Here is a 13,597-nt window from a genome sequence, read left to right as displayed (position 1 = left end):
GCGCCCCGCGGCGTCAGAACAGGTCGCCCTGCGTCGCGCCCGGATCAGCCTTGCGCGCCGACTTCTGCGGCCTGGGCGCGGATGTTTGGGCCTGGCCGTCGATCACCGCGCCGCGCGGACCGTCGGCGAACACCAGACTCACCGCCTCGCCCGAGGCGAGGGAGCCTGCGGCGCGCACCAACTCGCCGTCCGCCCGGTGCACCCGGGCGAAGCCGCGCTTCAGGGGCGCGTCGGGGTTCACCGCCGCATGCAGCTTCGACAGGTTCGAGAGCCGTTCGGAGAAGCGGTCGAGCTGGCGGCTGATGGTCGGCTCCAGCCGCACCGCGACGGCCTTGAGGCGGTCGGCCTGGACCTGCTGGGGCCGCTGCAGCAGCAGCGGCGACAGCCGCGAGGCGACCCGCGCCATCTCGCGCTCGTGGACGGCGACGTTCTTGTGCAGGGCCGCGCCGAGGCGCCCGGCGGCGATGTCCAGGCGCTGGGCGGCCATCTCCACCAGGTCGGGCACGCGGGAAAGGGCGCGGTCGGCCGCCTGCACGCGGCTGCGGCGGTCCTCCACCACCCGGCCGCCGCACCGGTGCATGCGCGCCCCGAGGTCGGAGACATAGGCGCGCAGCTCGGCCAGCACCGGCGTCGCCATCTCCGCCGCCGCCGTCGGCGTCGGGGCGCGGCGATCGGAGACGAAGTCGATCAGGGTGGTGTCGGTCTCGTGGCCCACGGCCGAGATCAGCGGGATGGCCGAGGCGGCCACCGTGCGCGCCAGCCGCTCGTCGTTGAACGGCCACAGGTCCTCCACCGAGCCGCCGCCGCGGGCGACGATGATGACGTCGGGGCGGGGAACCGGCCCGTCCGGCGCCAGGGCGTTGAAGCCCTCCACCGCGGCGCAGACCTGGGCGGCCGCCTGGTCGCCCTGGACCACCACCGGCCAGACGATCACGCGGCAGGGCCAGCGGTCGCGGATGCGGTGCAGGATGTCGCGGATCACCGCCCCGGTGGGACTGGTCACCACGCCCACCACCGCCGGCATGGTCGGGATCGGCGCCTTGCGTTCCGGCGCGAAGAGTCCCTCTTCGGCAAGTCGCGCCTTCAGCCGCTCGAGCTGCGCCAGGAGCGCGCCGACGCCGGCGGCCTCCATGGTCTCGATGACGATCTGATAGCGCGAGCCGGCGGGATAGGTGGTGATCTTGCCGGTGACCACCACCTCGAGCCCCTGTTCGGGACGAACCTTCAGTCCGCGGACCGAACCCTTCCACACCACGCCGTCCAGGGCCGCGCGCTCGTCCTTCAGCGTCAGGTAGACGTGGCCGTTGGAATGAAAGGTCACCTTGGACAGTTCGCCGCGCAGGCGCACGAAGCCGTAGGCGTCCTCCAGCGTGCGCTTCAGGGCGAAGGCCAGCTCGGAGACGGAGTAGGGCCGGGCGTTCGATTCGGCGGCTTCGGGCGCGGCGTCGCTCATAGGGCGACCCTAGCGAGGGTCGCGGCGAAACCCAATGGCTGGCGCGGCCTCAAAGCCCGGTGGCGAACAGATCGACCTTGCCGATGGGCGCGCCCTTGGAGCGCAGGATCCCGTAGGCGGTGGACAGGTGGAAATAGAGGTTGGTGGTGGCGAACACCGTCAGCCATTGGGCGGCGGGCAGGGTGGGCTCCATGCCGGGGCCGATCTGGAAGGTCAGCGGAACCTCGTCGCGCCCGGCGAACTGCTCCGGCGTCAGACCGGCCAGAAAGGCGCGGGCGTCGGCCAACACCGCCTGGTAGCCGGCCACGTCCAGGTCGTCGCCCACCTCGGCCGGCGGCGGCAGGCCGGCGACGCGCGCGGGCCACAGGCGCGTGAAGTTGGCGACCACCATGATCTGGAAGCTCAGCGGCGCCATGTCCTCGATCAGGCGCCAGCCCAGCATCTCGCGCTCGCTGACCCCGTTGAGCGCGGCGAACTCGACGCCCTTGTCCAGCAGGTGCGACGCGGTCCCGGCCTGGCGCGAGAACAGGTCGACGAACGTGAACAGGCTAGCGGCCATTGGTTCCTCCCGGGTGCTTGCTGTGGCCTCTTAGGCGAAGCGCTCAGCCGAGTCTTTCGCCGAGCGCGGCGCGCAGCGATCGAACCTCTTCGTTCAGGGCGTCGAGCTGCTCGAGCGTCTTGCCGGAGCGGGCGATCAGCGTCGCTCCCAGGCAGTCGCTGCGCGCCAGGAGCGCGCGGCCGGCGTCGGTCAGCCGAACCTGGACCTGCCGCTCGTCGAGCTGGCTGCGCTGGCGCACCACAAGCCCCGCCTGCTCCAGCCGCTTCACCGGCGGCGTGACGGTGCTCGATTCCAGGTACAGCCGCTGTGCGATCGCGCCGACGGTCGCCCCGTCGGTCTCGCCCAGCACGTTGAGCACCAGGTACTGCGGATAGGTGATGCCCATCTCGTCCAGCATCGGCTTGTAGGTCCGGATGATGGCCATGCTGGTGGCGTAGAGGGTGAAACAGAGCTGATTGTCCAGGGGTAGCGGCACCGGGCTCACTCGCGGGTGGATGGTCGAAGCGGTTAGATAGCAAGATAATGCATATCGCGATAACGAATTCCATGGACAGCGTTTCGGAGGGGTGGTAGCGGGGGATCGCGATAAACATTATCGCGATATCAAATAGCGGAGATCGATATGAACCAGTCGAACACCGAGGCCTCCCGCCGCGGCGTGATGACCGCGGGCCTGGGCGCCGTCGTCGCCTCGGCCGCGTCCGTCGCAAGCAACTCATCGGCTGCGGCCGCGCCGCCGCAACCGGCGAAGCCCGGCAGCGGGGTGCTGACCACCGCCGACGGGACGCAGATCTACTATAAGGACTGGGGGACCGGGCAGCCGATCGTCTTCCACCACGGCTGGCCGCTGACGGCGGACGACTGGGACGCCCAGATGCTGTTCTTCCTCTCCCAGGGCTACCGCGTGATCGCCCACGACCGGCGCGGCCACGGCCGCTCCAGCCAGAGTGCAGTCGGCAACGAAATGGACACCTACGCCGCCGACGTGGCCGCACTGGCCAAGCATCTGGATCTGAAGAACGCCATCCACGTCGGCCACTCCACCGGCGGCGGCGAGGTCGCGCGCTACGTCGCTAGGTACGGCGGCGGCGGTCGGGTCGCCAAGGCGGTGCTCATCGGGGCGGTGCCGCCGATCATGCTCAAGACCGACGCCAACCCGAACGGCCTGCCCCTGGAGGTGTTCGACGGCTTCCGCGCCGCCCTGGCGGCCAACCGCGCGCAGTTCTTCCTCGACGTGCCGAGCGGGCCCTTCTACGGCTTCAACCGTCCGGGCGCGAAGATCGACCAGGGGGTGATCAACAACTGGTGGCGCCAGGGGATGATGGGCGGGGCCAAGGCCCACTACGACTGCATCAAGGCCTTCTCGGAAACCGACTTCACCGAGGACCTCAAGGCCATCGATGTCCCGGTCCTGGTGCTGCACGGCGAAGACGACCAGCTCGTGCCCATCGCCGATTCCGCGCTCAAGTCGATCAAGCTCCTGAAGCGCGGAACCCTGAAGACCTATCCCGGGCTTCCGCACGGCATGTGCACGACCCATCCGGAGACGATCAACCGGGACCTGCTGGCCTTCTTCAGGAGCTGAAGACGGCGGCTCGCCAAAAGCAAACGCCCGCCGTTCACGGCGGGCGTTTCTCGCCTTGTCCGCAGACTGGCAGCTTAGATGTAGCGGCGCAGCGAGCGGGCCAGTTCGTTGGCGCCGGACTTCTTCTTGGCCTGGGCGGGCTGATAGGCGACCCGGGCGTGCTCGACGCAGTAGGGGCCGTCGGTCGCGCGGCGGCCGCAGAAGGTGAAGCCTTCCGAGGCCGGATCGCCGATCGGCCACTTGCACATGTGCGCCCCCAGCGTCAGCACCGTGGCCGAGCCGGGCGCCTCCTCGGCGTAGCGGACCGGCGGCGGGGTGGGCGCCGACATCGGCGTCGGCGCGGGCTCGGCGATGCGGCGCGGCGCCGACGGGGCGGCCGCCGCGGGCCGGTGCGGACGCGGCGCCTTGAACGCGGGGCGGGCGGGCTTCGAGGGCGCGGCGCGGCCGGACAGGCCCAGCCGGTGGACCTTGCCGATCACGGCGTTGCGGGTCACCCCTCCAAGTTGCTTGGCGATCTGGCTTGCGGACAGCCCGTCCTGCCAGAGCTTCTTGAGCGTTTCGACCCGTTCGTCCGTCCAACCCATGTCAGCCTCCCACCGCTCCAAGTCGACCCGGCGGCCCCGTTCGCGCCCGGATCAACATCTTGTGGCGCCTAGCAACGCTGGCCTCCACCAACCACTAGATATCGTAAACTCTTCCTTAATGACCACAATAGGCGCCCGCTCCTTCGTCCACAGGAACTACATGTTGGGTCGTAAAGCCGCACCCTTGCGGCCGAGCGTGCTTAGGCGCACATCACGGTCCATGACCGAACTCGCCGCCGTGCAATCCGCCGACATCCCCCTGAATCCGCAGTCCGAGGCGGTGGTTCCACCGCAGCCGCGGGACTACCAGGGGTTCAACTGGGCCGGCTTCTCCACGCTCTACCTGCGCGAGGTCCGCCGATTCTGGAAGGTCGGCACCCAGACGCTGGCGGCCCCGGTGGTCACGGCCCTGCTCTACATGATGGTCTTCGTCGTGGCCGTGCGGGGCGCGGCGCCGCCCGTGCACGGCACGGCCTTCGCCACCTTCGTGGCGCCGGGCCTGATCATGATGTCGATCCTGAACAACGCCTTCGCCAATTCGTCCTCCAGCCTGCTGCAGGCCAAGTTCAACGGCCTGATCGGCGACTTCCTCACCCCGCCGCTCACCCCGATCGAGCACGTCAGCGCCTTCGCCCTTGGCGCGGCCACCCGCGGCGTGCTCGTGGGGGCGGTGACCTGGGCGGCGGTGCTGCCGTTCGCCCACCTGCCGGTCACCCATATCTGGGCCGTGCTCTACTTCGGTATCGGGGCGGCGCTCATTCTGGGGCTGCTGGGGATCATGGCCGGCCTCTGGGCCGAGAAGTTCGACCACATGGCCGCGGTCACCAACTTCGTCATCATGCCGATGACCTTCCTGTCGGGGACCTTCTACCTGGTCGACCGCCTGCCCGAGCCGTTCCGCTCGGCCAGCCATTTCAACCCCTTCTTCTATCTGATCGACGGCTTCCGCTACGGCTTCATCGGCCACGCCGAGGGCTCGCTGATCACGGGCGTCGGCATGACCGCCGGGATCATCGTGGCCTTCACCTTCCTGTGCCTGTGGATGTTCGAGACCGGCTACAAGCTGAAGACCTGAGCCGTCCGAGCGCCGGCCCCGGTCCGCGACAAGGCCCTTCCCGACCGGGGAGGGCCTTTTTCGTGTTGCATGCCCTAAATTGATGTAATACGTACTTACATCATGTCAGAGACGCGTACATACAATTCCCGGCTGCGGCAGGAACAGGCCGAAGCCACCCGCGAGCGCATCGTCGCGGCCATGGCGGACATCCTGGCCGAGGATGGGCGGATCGAGGCGGCGACCAACCGCGCCGTGGCCCAGCGGGCCGGGGTGACGGAGGTGACGGTCTACCGCCACTTTCCCAGCCGCGAGCTTCTGCTGCGCGGCCTGTGGGAGCATCTGAACCAGCGCAACGGCGCCAATGTCGGCATGCCGGAGAGCGAGGCCGAGATCCTGGACAAGGTCGGACCGCTGTTCGCCACCTTCGACGCCGCGCCGGCCCACATCACCGCCGCCATCACCACCGAGCACGGCCGCGAGATGCGCGGCAGCCTCAATGAGCTGCGCCGCCACGCATTCCTCGACGCCCTGGCTGAGGCCACGCGCGATCTCTCGCCCGAGGACAAGGCCAAGGCCGCCGGCGTCATCCAGCTTCTCTATTCGGCCTATACGTGGCTCTCCCTGCGCGAGCAGTGGAACGTCACGGGCAAGGCGGCCGCCGAGGCCGCCGGCTGGGCCATCGAAACCCTTCTGGCCGATCTGCACGCCCGCGGCTCGGCGCCCATCAGGCCCCGGGCGTCCGGGGACGGCCCTGCCAAGGACTAGACCGATGATCGCTCACTTCTCCATTCCCGCCCGCGACCCCCAGGCGACCGCGGAGCTCTTCGGGCGGCTGATCGACGGCGCCGTGATGCCCTTTCCCGTGGTTCCGGGGGCCTGGGTCGCCATCGCCCGCGACGGATCGGGCACGGGGGTCGAGGTGGTGCCCGCCGCCACCGCCCATCACATGGGCGAGGGCGAGGCCGGCGAGGCGCTCGGCGGGCCGGTGGTCATGCCCTGGGAGACCCAGATCCGCCAGGACGGAGACGCCGAGTCCCCCAACGGCATGCACGTGGCGATCACCAGCGCCCTGTCCGCCGCGCAGATCATCGAGCTCGCCCGCGCCCAGGGCTGGCGGGCCGTCCACTGCGACCGCGGCGGGGTGTTCGACCTGGTCGAGGTGTGGGTCGACAACCGCACCCTGGTGGAGGTGCTGCCGCCGGAGGGCACGCGGCGCTACCTCGCCTTCTACAACCCCGAAGTCGCCGCCGGCATGTTCATGGGCGCGCCCGCCTGAGCCGCGGCGGCGGGCGGCGGTCATTGACAGATCGCCGTTCAGACCTGAAAACGTCGGGCCTTCCGGTCCCCGTCGCTCAGCGGCGGGGACGCTTCTCTTTTGGAGGGCTCCTCCGGTGACTGAAAAGACGGCGACGCAAAGCCAGCCCGTTCCCAGCGACCACATCATGGGCGTGTACAACCGCACCCCGCTGGCGTTCGAGCGAGGCGAGGGCGCGCGCCTCTTCACCACCGACGGCGAGGCCTACCTCGACTGCATGGCCGGCATCGCGGTGAACGCGCTCGGCCATTCGCACCCCAAGCTGGTGCAGGCGGTGAAGGACCAGGCCGAGAAGCTCTGGCACGTCTCCAACATCTTCACGATCCCGGGCCAGGAAAAGCTGGCCAAGGTGCTGACCGACGCCACCTTCGCCGACGTGGTGTTCTTCACCAATTCCGGAACCGAAGCCATCGAGTGCGCCATCAAGACGGCGCGCAAGTATCACTGGGCCAAGGGAAACCCCGAGCGGATCGACATCATCGGCTTCGACGGCTCCTTCCACGGCCGCACCCTGGCGGCGGTCAACGCCTCGGGCAACGCCGCCTATCTGGAAGGATTCGGCCCGCGCATGCCGGGCTTCCTCCAGGCGCCGTTCGGCGACCTGGACGCGCTGAAGGCCCTGGTCGGGCCCACCACCGCCGCGGTGATCGTCGAGCCGGTGCAGGGGGAGGGCGGCGCTCGCTCCCTATCCGAGGCCGAACTGAAGGCCATGCGCCAGATCTGCGACGAGGCCGGCGCCCTGCTGATCTTCGACGAGATCCAGTGCGGCCTGGGTCGGACGGGCAAGCTGTTCGCCCACGAGTGGGCCGACGTCGCCCCCGACATCATGGCCGTGGCCAAGGCCCTGGGCGGCGGCTTCCCGGTCGGCGCCTGCCTGGCCACCGCCGAGGCCGGGTCGGGCATGACGGTGGGCTCGCACGGGTCGACCTACGGCGGCAATCCGCTGGCCATGGCCGTCGGCCTGGCCGCCATGGAGGAGCTGAACAGCCCAGAGCTCCTGGCCCACGTGCGCGCCGTCGCCGGCTACTTCACGCAGCAGCTCTCCGGCCTGAAGGAGCGCTTCCCCGACGTGGTGGTCGACATCCGCGGCAAGGGTCTGCTGATCGGCGTCAAGCTCGCCACCCCGAATCGCGAGTTCATGCAGCACGCCCGCGACGAGCGCCTGCTGATCGCTGGCGGCGGCGACAACTGCGTACGTCTCCTGCCGCCGCTGACCCTCACCCTGGAGGAGGCGCGCGAAGCCGTCGAGAAGCTCGAGCGCGCCTGCGAGGCGGCGCGAGCCAAGGCCAAGGCCGCCGCCTGAACCACCCGCTCATCCCGGCGAAATCCGGGATCCAGATCAAGGACACCTCGCTCTCAGGCTGAACCTGGACCCCGGTCCTGGCCGGGGCGAGCGGAGCTGATGGGAACCCCCCCGTGACCTCTTTCCCCAGACACTTTCTCGATCTCTGGCGGCTGCAGCCGCACGAGCTGCGGCTGATCCTGGACGACGCCAAGGCGCGCAAGGCCGCCCGCAAGGGCTGGCCGCAGGGGCGCCGCGACGCCGACGCCCCGGCCGCCGAACGCACCTTGGCCATGATTTTCCAGAAGAATTCGACGCGGACACGGTTCTCCTTCGACGCGGCCATGCGCCAGCTCGGCGGCGACGTGATCATCTCCACGGCCGCCGACATGCAGCTCGGCCGGGGCGAGACCATCGAGGACACCGCCCGGGTCCTGTCGCGCATGGTCGATGCGGTGATGATCCGCGCCGACCGCCACGAGGACGTCGAGGCCTTCGCCGCCGCCTCGAGCGTGCCGGTGATCAACGGCCTGACCGACAAGAGCCATCCCTGCCAGATCCTCGCCAACTTCCTGACCATTGAGGAGCGCTTCGGCTCGATCGAGGGCCGCCGGCTGGCCTGGGTGGGCGACGGCAACAACGTCTGCTCCAGCTTCATCCATGCGGCGGCGGCGTTCAATTTCGAGCTGCGGATCGCCAGTCCCAAGGCCTACGCCCCGGATCGGGTCGACTTGGCGCGCACGGCCGAGCGCCAGGGGCGCGTGTTCCTGACCGAGGACCCGCGTGAGGCGGTCGAGGGCGCCGATGCGGTGATCACCGACACCTGGGTTTCGATGGGCGACACCGACCGCGAGGCCCGGCTCCAGGCGCTGGAGCCCTATCAGGTCGATTCGGCGCTGATGGACCTGGCCGCGCCCCACGCCATCTTCATGCACGACCTTCCCGCCCACCGTGGCGAGGAGGTCGCCGAGGAGGTGATCGACGGGCCGCGGAGCACCATCTTCGACGAGGCCGAGAACCGCATTCACGCGCAGAAGTCGATCCTGGCCTGGTGCTTCGGGGCCATCGGCTGAGGGACGGGGCCGGAACGCTGACCGCCGGTGGAAGGCTTATGCTGAACACCCGGTAAAGGGGAGCGTGGCCGTGGCGCTCGCTACTGTGGCGCCCGCGCCGCGCCCGCCTCGAATAGCGGCGCGTGGAGAAGATTTAACCCGCCGCGCGTCTTTACGACTCCATTGCGGGTTTACATATCTGAACCGTGCACGGCGGCCGGCCTCCCCCGAATGGCCGCGTGTGCGCGATCCCAGGTTGAATGTCCCGTGACCCACGCCCTATCCATGCCGCGCGCGCGCCGCCACGCCTCTGCAGACATCGCCCGTGATGTCGGCGGTCGCATTGTGCGCGCCCTGCTGGTGGTCCTGGGGCTGGTGATCGTGCTGGCCGGCGTGCTGATCGCGCCGTTGCCCGGTCCCATGGGCCTGCCCGTCGTGGTGGTCGGCCTGATGATCGTGCTGCGCAATTCGTTCAAGGCGCGCCGCCAGTTCGTGCGCTTCCAGCGGGCCCACCCGCGGGTCGTCTTCCCGATCCGTCGGCTGCTGCGCCGGGAGCCGGAAGTGGTTCAGGTCGCCTGGCAGCAGGTTCTTCGCGTCGAACGGCTGATCGTGCCGCGCAAGTATCGTTTCGCCGTGCGCACCCGCCGGCGCTTCCGTCGCCGCGCGGTCTGACCGTTTCACCCGGCGGCGACGCCCGCCATCCCCCGAACAAGCGAGCGGAAAAGCGAAGGGCCGGCGCCAGGATCTGGCGCCGGCCCTGATCGTTTTCGTCCGACCGGTCCGCCGGCTATTGCAGGCGGGTGGCGAGCTGCTGGATCGCCGCGTCGACCTGCGGATCGCTGGTCGCGGCGGCGATGCGCTTGGTCAGCACGGCCTCGGCGGCCCCGGCCGCCAGCTCGGCGGCGGCGGCCTTCACCTCGGCCGCGGCCTGGGCCTCGGCGCTGGCGATCTTGCGCTCGGCGATCTGCTGACGCCGGGCCAGGCTCTCCTCGAGCTTGGCCTTGGCCTCGACCTCGTAGCGGCGGGCCTCCGCCTCGGCGGCGGCCAGCATGTCCTTGGCCTGGCGTTCGGCCTCGGCGCGCTCGGCCTTCAGCTCGGACAGCAGGCGCTGGGCTTCCTCGCGGATGCGGGCGGCCTCGTCCAGGTCGGCCTGGATCTTGGCCGTCTTGGCGTCCAGGGCTTCGGCGATCGCCCGCGGCGCCTTGGCCACGAAGATCACGATGGCCAGGAAGATCAGAAGGCCCGCGCCGACCCAGGCTTCAGCCTCGGCGGGGTTCAGGAAGGCGGGCATCAGGCGGCTCCTTTGGCGAGGGCGGCGGAGATGTCCGCGGCGTTCGCCTTCTCGCCGGTCAGCTTCTCGACGATGGCCTGGGCCGTGTCGGCGGCGATCGCCTCGACATTGGCCATGGCGGCGTCGCGCAGCTCACGGATGCGGGCTTCGGCTTCGGCCATCTGGCCCTTCAGCCGTTCGTCCTCGGCGGCCTGGCTCTTGGCCAGCTCCGCGGCGGCCTTGGCCTTGGCTTCGGCCGCGAGCTGGCGCGCCTGGGCGCGGGCTTCGTCGACCTCGGCCTGCGCGGCCTTGGCCTGGGCCTCGGCTTCGGCCTGCACCGTGCGCGCCTGTTCGACGGCGTCGGCGATGGTCTTGGCGCGGGTGTCCAGGATGTTGCGCAGCCGCGGGGTGAACACCTTGGCGATCAAGGTGTAGAGCACCGCGAAGATCAGCAGCAGCCAGACGATCTGGCCGCCCCAGTATTGGAACTGGAACTGCGGCAGCCCGCCTTCGCCGCCGCCGTGGGCGGCGACTTCGGCGGTCGTCCCTGCTTCGCCGTGACCGGCGGCAGGCGTGTGAGTCTCGACGGCCATAAGGCTTAGACGTCCTCAAGGCAGGCGGGCGGCGCGCGGGCGCGCCCCCGGGACTGCGGATCGTGGCTTAGCTGAAGAGGATGAGCAGGCCGAGCACGAAGGCCAGGATGCCCAGAGCTTCGGTCAGAGCCGCGCCGAGGATCAGGTTGGTGAATTGGCCGCCGGCGGCCGAGGGGTTGCGGGTGGCGCCGTTCAGGAAGTGCCCGAAGATGGTGCCCACGCCGATGCCAGCGCCGATCATGCCGAGGGTGGCGAGACCCGCGCCGATGTACTTAGCCGCTTCCGCTTCCATGATTTTCAGTCCCGTTTGGAAGTTGAGATGTTGAGGATTGACCGGCCGATCAGTGGTGATGGCCGAGGTTGACCACGTCGTTCAGATAGACGCACGTCAGAACCGCGAAGACGAAGGCCTGCAGGAAGGCCACCAGGAACTCCAGCGCCGTCAGGGCCACGACGCCGCCCAGCGACAGGGCCGCGCCCGGCAGGCCCAGCAGGCCCACGCCGCCGGCCGCCGCCATGGCGCCCAGCGAGACGACGAAGCCGGCGAACACCTTCAGGGCCACGTGGCCGCCCAGCATGTTGCCGAAGAGACGAAGGGCCAGGGTCACCGGCCGCAGCAGGAAGGAGATGATCTCGATCGGCGTGACCAGGATCAGCATGTACCAGGGCACGCCCGACGGCACGAACAGCTTGTACATCGCCCCGCCGTTGCGGATCACGCCGACGATGATGACCAGCGCGATGGTCATGACGGCCAGGGTGGCGGTCACCGCCAGCTGCGAGGTCGCCGTGAACACCAGGAACAGGCCCAGCATGTTCATCGCCAGGATGAACAGGAAGATCGTGAACACGTAGGGGAAGAAGCTGCGGCCCTCATGGCCGATGATGCTCGTGGCCAGATCGTCGATGTAGCTGAAGATGCTCTCGGCGATCACCTGTCCGCGGCCCGGCACGATGGCGGCCTTGGACGTGGTGATGGCGAAGAACACCACCACGATGGTCGCGGCGATCAGCATCGCCATGATCGAATTGTTGATGGACAGGTCGATCGCGCCGATCCCCGGTACGTTCACCGTCGGCAGGGTGAGAACCGGCTGGATCTCGAACTGGTGCATCGGGCTGGCCATGCCGGCTCGAACTCCTCAATCTTCCTCGTCGTCGAGGGGCAGGTCCCGGACTGGGCCCCACTCCCGCGCCGCCTCGGCGGTCATCTGCTGGGCCGAACGAACGGCCATCCAAATTGAAACGCCAAAGCCCAGAAGGACCCCGGCGATCATCCCCCACGGCGCGGTCTTGGCGATCACGTCGATCGCCGCGCCGAGCCCCAGCCCCACGAACACGCCGCCGATGAGCACCCCGATCAGGCGATAGCCGTAGCTGGCCGCCTTGGCGCCGTGCTCCTGCGTCGCCCGAGCCGTCCGCGCCTCGAGCGCGTCCGCCCTCTGGTCGAGGCGTCTTAGCGCCTCGTCGCGCGGTTCGTCCGGTTGCGTCATGCGTCGGGAGGTCATGCGACCGCGCCGTCGCCGCCGCAGCCGGGGCTGAAAGTCGCGCGGAACCTATAGGGGCGGGTGCGGTGCGTCAAGGCTAGGCGGACGCCTAATAAAGCCTTGTTTTTCAAGAAAAATTCGGCGATTTGAGCGGCGACGCCTATTGCGCGGCCATGGCTTCGGCCTGGCGCAGGTCCACCGAGACCAGTTGCGAGACGCCCCGCTCGCCCATGGTCACGCCGAACAGGCGGTCCATCCGGGCCATGGTCACCGGGTTGTGGGTGATGGTGATGAACCGGGTGTGGGTGCGCCGGCGCATCTCGTCCAGCATGTTGCAGAAGCGGTCGACGTTGGCGTCGTCCAGCGGCGCGTCGACCTCGTCCAGCACGCAGATCGGCGCCGGCTGCGACAGGAACACCGCGAAGATCAGAGCCGCCGCCGTCAGGGCCTGCTCGCCGCCGCTCATCAGGCTCATGGTCGCCAGCCGCTTGCCGGGCGGGCAGGCGTAGATCTCCAGCCCCGCCTCGAGCGGATCGTCCGATTCGACCAGCCGCAGCTCCGCCTGGCCGCCTTCGAACAGCGCCGAGAAAAGGGTGCGGAAGTGGTCGTTGATCACCTCGAACGCCGCCAGCAGCCGCTCGCGGCCCTCGCCGTTGAGTTCGTCGATGCCTTCGCGGAGCCGGGCGATGGCGCCGGTCAGGTCGGCGCGCTCGGTCTGCATGGTCTCGAGGCGCTGGGCGTGCTCGCCGGCTTCTTCCTCGGCGCGCAGGTTCACCGCCCCGATCGAATCGCGCTGGCGTTCCAGGGCGTAGAGGTGGGCCTCGACGCCGCCGGCCTCCTTGGGAATCGCCACCGCCTCGTCCGCCAGCCGCCGCGCGAGCTGTTCCGGCTCGATTCGCGCCGTCTCGCGGATCTGGGTTGTGATCTCCACCAGGCGCTCGCGGGCGGCTTCGAGCTTGGCTTCCAGCCCCGCGCGCCGTTCCCGCGCCTCGCCCGCCGCGGCCTCGGCCGCGCGGACCGCACGGTCGGCCTCCGCCCGGGCCGCTTCGGCCGCCTGGAAGGCGTCGCCCGCCTGGGCGCGGCGCGCCTCCGCCTGGGCCAGTTCGTCCATCAGCCGATCGCGCCGCTCGGCCAGGGCGGCCGGGGCGTCCCGGGCCGCGTCCAGTTCAGCCTGCACCTTTGTCCGCGCCTGGGCGAGCTCGTCCAGGCGGCGGGCGGCGGACTGGGCGCGGCGCGTCCAGTCGTCGCGGTCCCGGCGCCGGCCCGCCAGCCGCCGGGACCGCCCGTCGCGCTCGCGGGTCTCCACGTCCAGGGCCGCGCGGGCGGCCGCAGCGGCGTCCCGCGCGGGTCCGGCGGCCGC

General features: G+C 69.8%; 16 protein-coding genes and 1 pseudogene. 7 read left to right on the top strand and 10 right to left on the bottom strand.

Annotated features, from left to right (window positions below; translation table 11 throughout):
* Positions 1 to 13 precede the first annotated feature (13 nt).
* Genes xseA through ACK4YQ_RS00075 form a run of 3 tightly spaced genes read right to left on the bottom strand, consistent with a single transcriptional unit; the run spans position 14 to position 2,487 of the window.
* On the bottom strand, positions 14 to 1,453 hold the full coding sequence (xseA, locus tag ACK4YQ_RS00085; RefSeq protein WP_409607013.1) for an exodeoxyribonuclease VII large subunit: 1,440 nt from the start codon (positions 1,451 to 1,453) through the stop codon (positions 14 to 16).
* A 49-nt stretch (positions 1,454 to 1,502) separates the two neighbouring features.
* Complete coding sequence (locus ACK4YQ_RS00080; RefSeq protein WP_409607011.1) at positions 1,503 to 2,012, bottom strand: DUF1993 domain-containing protein; 510 nt, start codon at positions 2,010 to 2,012, stop codon at positions 1,503 to 1,505.
* A 43-nt stretch (positions 2,013 to 2,055) separates the two neighbouring features.
* Complete coding sequence (locus ACK4YQ_RS00075) at positions 2,056 to 2,487, bottom strand: MarR family winged helix-turn-helix transcriptional regulator (protein WP_409607009.1); 432 nt, start codon at positions 2,485 to 2,487, stop codon at positions 2,056 to 2,058.
* A gap of 147 nt (positions 2,488 to 2,634) precedes the next feature.
* Here ACK4YQ_RS00075 and ACK4YQ_RS00070 point away from each other — a divergent pair, with 147 nt between their 5' ends.
* The gene (locus ACK4YQ_RS00070; protein WP_409607007.1) at positions 2,635 to 3,597 is read left to right on the top strand and encodes an alpha/beta fold hydrolase; all 963 of its coding nucleotides are present in this window, start codon (positions 2,635 to 2,637) and stop codon (positions 3,595 to 3,597) included.
* Between the two features lie 74 nt (positions 3,598 to 3,671).
* Here the strand turns inward: ACK4YQ_RS00070 and ACK4YQ_RS00065 are convergent, their stop codons facing one another.
* Positions 3,672 to 4,181 (bottom strand): GcrA family cell cycle regulator, encoded by a 510-nt coding sequence (locus ACK4YQ_RS00065; RefSeq protein WP_409607005.1) that lies wholly within the window; start codon positions 4,179 to 4,181, stop codon positions 3,672 to 3,674.
* Between the two features lie 259 nt (positions 4,182 to 4,440).
* Between ACK4YQ_RS00065 and ACK4YQ_RS00060 the strand changes: the two genes are divergently transcribed.
* The 6 genes from ACK4YQ_RS00060 (at position 4,441) to ACK4YQ_RS00035 (ending at position 9,559) form a co-directional block, all read left to right on the top strand.
* A complete protein-coding gene (locus ACK4YQ_RS00060; RefSeq protein WP_409609485.1) occupies positions 4,441 to 5,256 on the top strand; it encodes an ABC transporter permease in 816 nt (271 codons plus the stop codon).
* Between the two features lie 102 nt (positions 5,257 to 5,358).
* Complete coding sequence (locus tag ACK4YQ_RS00055; RefSeq protein ID WP_409607003.1) at positions 5,359 to 6,003, top strand: TetR/AcrR family transcriptional regulator; 645 nt, start codon at positions 5,359 to 5,361, stop codon at positions 6,001 to 6,003.
* 4 nt (positions 6,004 to 6,007) lie between these two features.
* Positions 6,008 to 6,514 (top strand): hypothetical protein, encoded by a 507-nt coding sequence (locus ACK4YQ_RS00050; protein WP_409607001.1) that lies wholly within the window; start codon positions 6,008 to 6,010, stop codon positions 6,512 to 6,514.
* Positions 6,515 to 6,680: 166 nt separating this feature from the next.
* Positions 6,681 to 7,856: an aspartate aminotransferase family protein gene (locus ACK4YQ_RS00045; protein ID WP_409609483.1), complete on the top strand. Its 1,176-nt coding sequence runs from the start codon at positions 6,681 to 6,683 to the stop codon at positions 7,854 to 7,856.
* A 113-nt stretch (positions 7,857 to 7,969) separates the two neighbouring features.
* A complete protein-coding gene (argF, locus tag ACK4YQ_RS00040; RefSeq protein WP_409606999.1) occupies positions 7,970 to 8,908 on the top strand; it encodes an ornithine carbamoyltransferase in 939 nt (312 codons plus the stop codon).
* Positions 8,909 to 9,172: 264 nt separating this feature from the next.
* A complete protein-coding gene (locus tag ACK4YQ_RS00035) occupies positions 9,173 to 9,559 on the top strand; it encodes a PGPGW domain-containing protein (RefSeq protein ID WP_409609481.1) in 387 nt (128 codons plus the stop codon).
* A 115-nt stretch (positions 9,560 to 9,674) separates the two neighbouring features.
* Here ACK4YQ_RS00035 and ACK4YQ_RS00030 read toward each other — a convergent pair whose 3' ends face one another.
* The 6 genes and pseudogenes from ACK4YQ_RS00030 to ACK4YQ_RS00005 all read right to left on the bottom strand — a co-directional run.
* A complete protein-coding gene (locus ACK4YQ_RS00030; RefSeq protein ID WP_409606997.1) occupies positions 9,675 to 10,178 on the bottom strand; it encodes a F0F1 ATP synthase subunit B in 504 nt (167 codons plus the stop codon).
* Positions 10,178 to 10,750 carry a hypothetical protein gene (locus ACK4YQ_RS00025; RefSeq protein ID WP_409606995.1) on the bottom strand — a complete coding sequence of 191 codons (573 nt, stop codon included), beginning with the start codon at positions 10,748 to 10,750 and terminating at the stop codon, positions 10,178 to 10,180. The genes ACK4YQ_RS00030 and ACK4YQ_RS00025 overlap by 1 nt, the downstream gene beginning before the upstream one ends.
* A 67-nt stretch (positions 10,751 to 10,817) precedes the next feature.
* Positions 10,818 to 11,042 (bottom strand): F0F1 ATP synthase subunit C, encoded by a 225-nt coding sequence (locus ACK4YQ_RS00020; RefSeq protein WP_409606993.1) that lies wholly within the window; start codon positions 11,040 to 11,042, stop codon positions 10,818 to 10,820.
* Positions 11,043 to 11,091: 49 nt separating this feature from the next.
* Positions 11,092 to 11,877 (bottom strand): F0F1 ATP synthase subunit A, encoded by a 786-nt coding sequence (locus ACK4YQ_RS00015; RefSeq protein WP_409606991.1) that lies wholly within the window; start codon positions 11,875 to 11,877, stop codon positions 11,092 to 11,094.
* Between the two features lie 15 nt (positions 11,878 to 11,892).
* Positions 11,893 to 12,258: an AtpZ/AtpI family protein gene (locus ACK4YQ_RS00010; protein WP_409606989.1), complete on the bottom strand. Its 366-nt coding sequence runs from the start codon at positions 12,256 to 12,258 to the stop codon at positions 11,893 to 11,895.
* Between the two features lie 139 nt (positions 12,259 to 12,397).
* Positions 12,398 to 13,597 (bottom strand): annotated as a pseudogene (locus tag ACK4YQ_RS00005) (chromosome segregation protein SMC); the annotation flags it as partial.

It is taken from the genome of Phenylobacterium sp., from assembly GCF_046291545.1.
Classification (GTDB): domain Bacteria; phylum Pseudomonadota; class Alphaproteobacteria; order Caulobacterales; family Caulobacteraceae; genus Phenylobacterium.
The sequence above is the reverse complement of the archived record's forward strand: the minus strand, read 5'-3'. Positions and strand labels throughout refer to the sequence as shown.

Bases quoted from the DNA above. Each gene is read 5' to 3' on its own strand.
- xseA (WP_409607013.1), bottom strand. From the start codon at position 1,453: ATGAGCGACGCCGCGCCCGAAGCCGCCGAATCGAACGCCCGGCCCTAC.
- ACK4YQ_RS00080 (WP_409607011.1), bottom strand. From the start codon at position 2,012: ATGGCCGCTAGCCTGTTCACGTTCGTCGACCTGTTCTCGCGCCAGGCC.
- ACK4YQ_RS00070 (WP_409607007.1), top strand. From the start codon at position 2,635: ATGAACCAGTCGAACACCGAGGCCTCCCGCCGCGGCGTGATGACCGCG.
- ACK4YQ_RS00065 (WP_409607005.1), bottom strand. From the start codon at position 4,181: ATGGGTTGGACGGACGAACGGGTCGAAACGCTCAAGAAGCTCTGGCAG.
- ACK4YQ_RS00055 (WP_409607003.1), top strand. From the start codon at position 5,359: ATGTCAGAGACGCGTACATACAATTCCCGGCTGCGGCAGGAACAGGCC.
- ACK4YQ_RS00050 (WP_409607001.1), top strand. From the start codon at position 6,008: ATGATCGCTCACTTCTCCATTCCCGCCCGCGACCCCCAGGCGACCGCG.
- ACK4YQ_RS00045 (WP_409609483.1), top strand. From the start codon at position 6,681: ATGGGCGTGTACAACCGCACCCCGCTGGCGTTCGAGCGAGGCGAGGGC.
- ACK4YQ_RS00035 (WP_409609481.1), top strand. From the start codon at position 9,173: ATGCCGCGCGCGCGCCGCCACGCCTCTGCAGACATCGCCCGTGATGTC.
- ACK4YQ_RS00030 (WP_409606997.1), bottom strand. From the start codon at position 10,178: ATGCCCGCCTTCCTGAACCCCGCCGAGGCTGAAGCCTGGGTCGGCGCG.
- ACK4YQ_RS00025 (WP_409606995.1), bottom strand. From the start codon at position 10,750: ATGGCCGTCGAGACTCACACGCCTGCCGCCGGTCACGGCGAAGCAGGG.
- ACK4YQ_RS00020 (WP_409606993.1), bottom strand. From the start codon at position 11,042: ATGGAAGCGGAAGCGGCTAAGTACATCGGCGCGGGTCTCGCCACCCTC.
- ACK4YQ_RS00015 (WP_409606991.1), bottom strand. From the start codon at position 11,877: ATGGCCAGCCCGATGCACCAGTTCGAGATCCAGCCGGTTCTCACCCTG.
- ACK4YQ_RS00010 (WP_409606989.1), bottom strand. From the start codon at position 12,258: ATGACCTCCCGACGCATGACGCAACCGGACGAACCGCGCGACGAGGCG.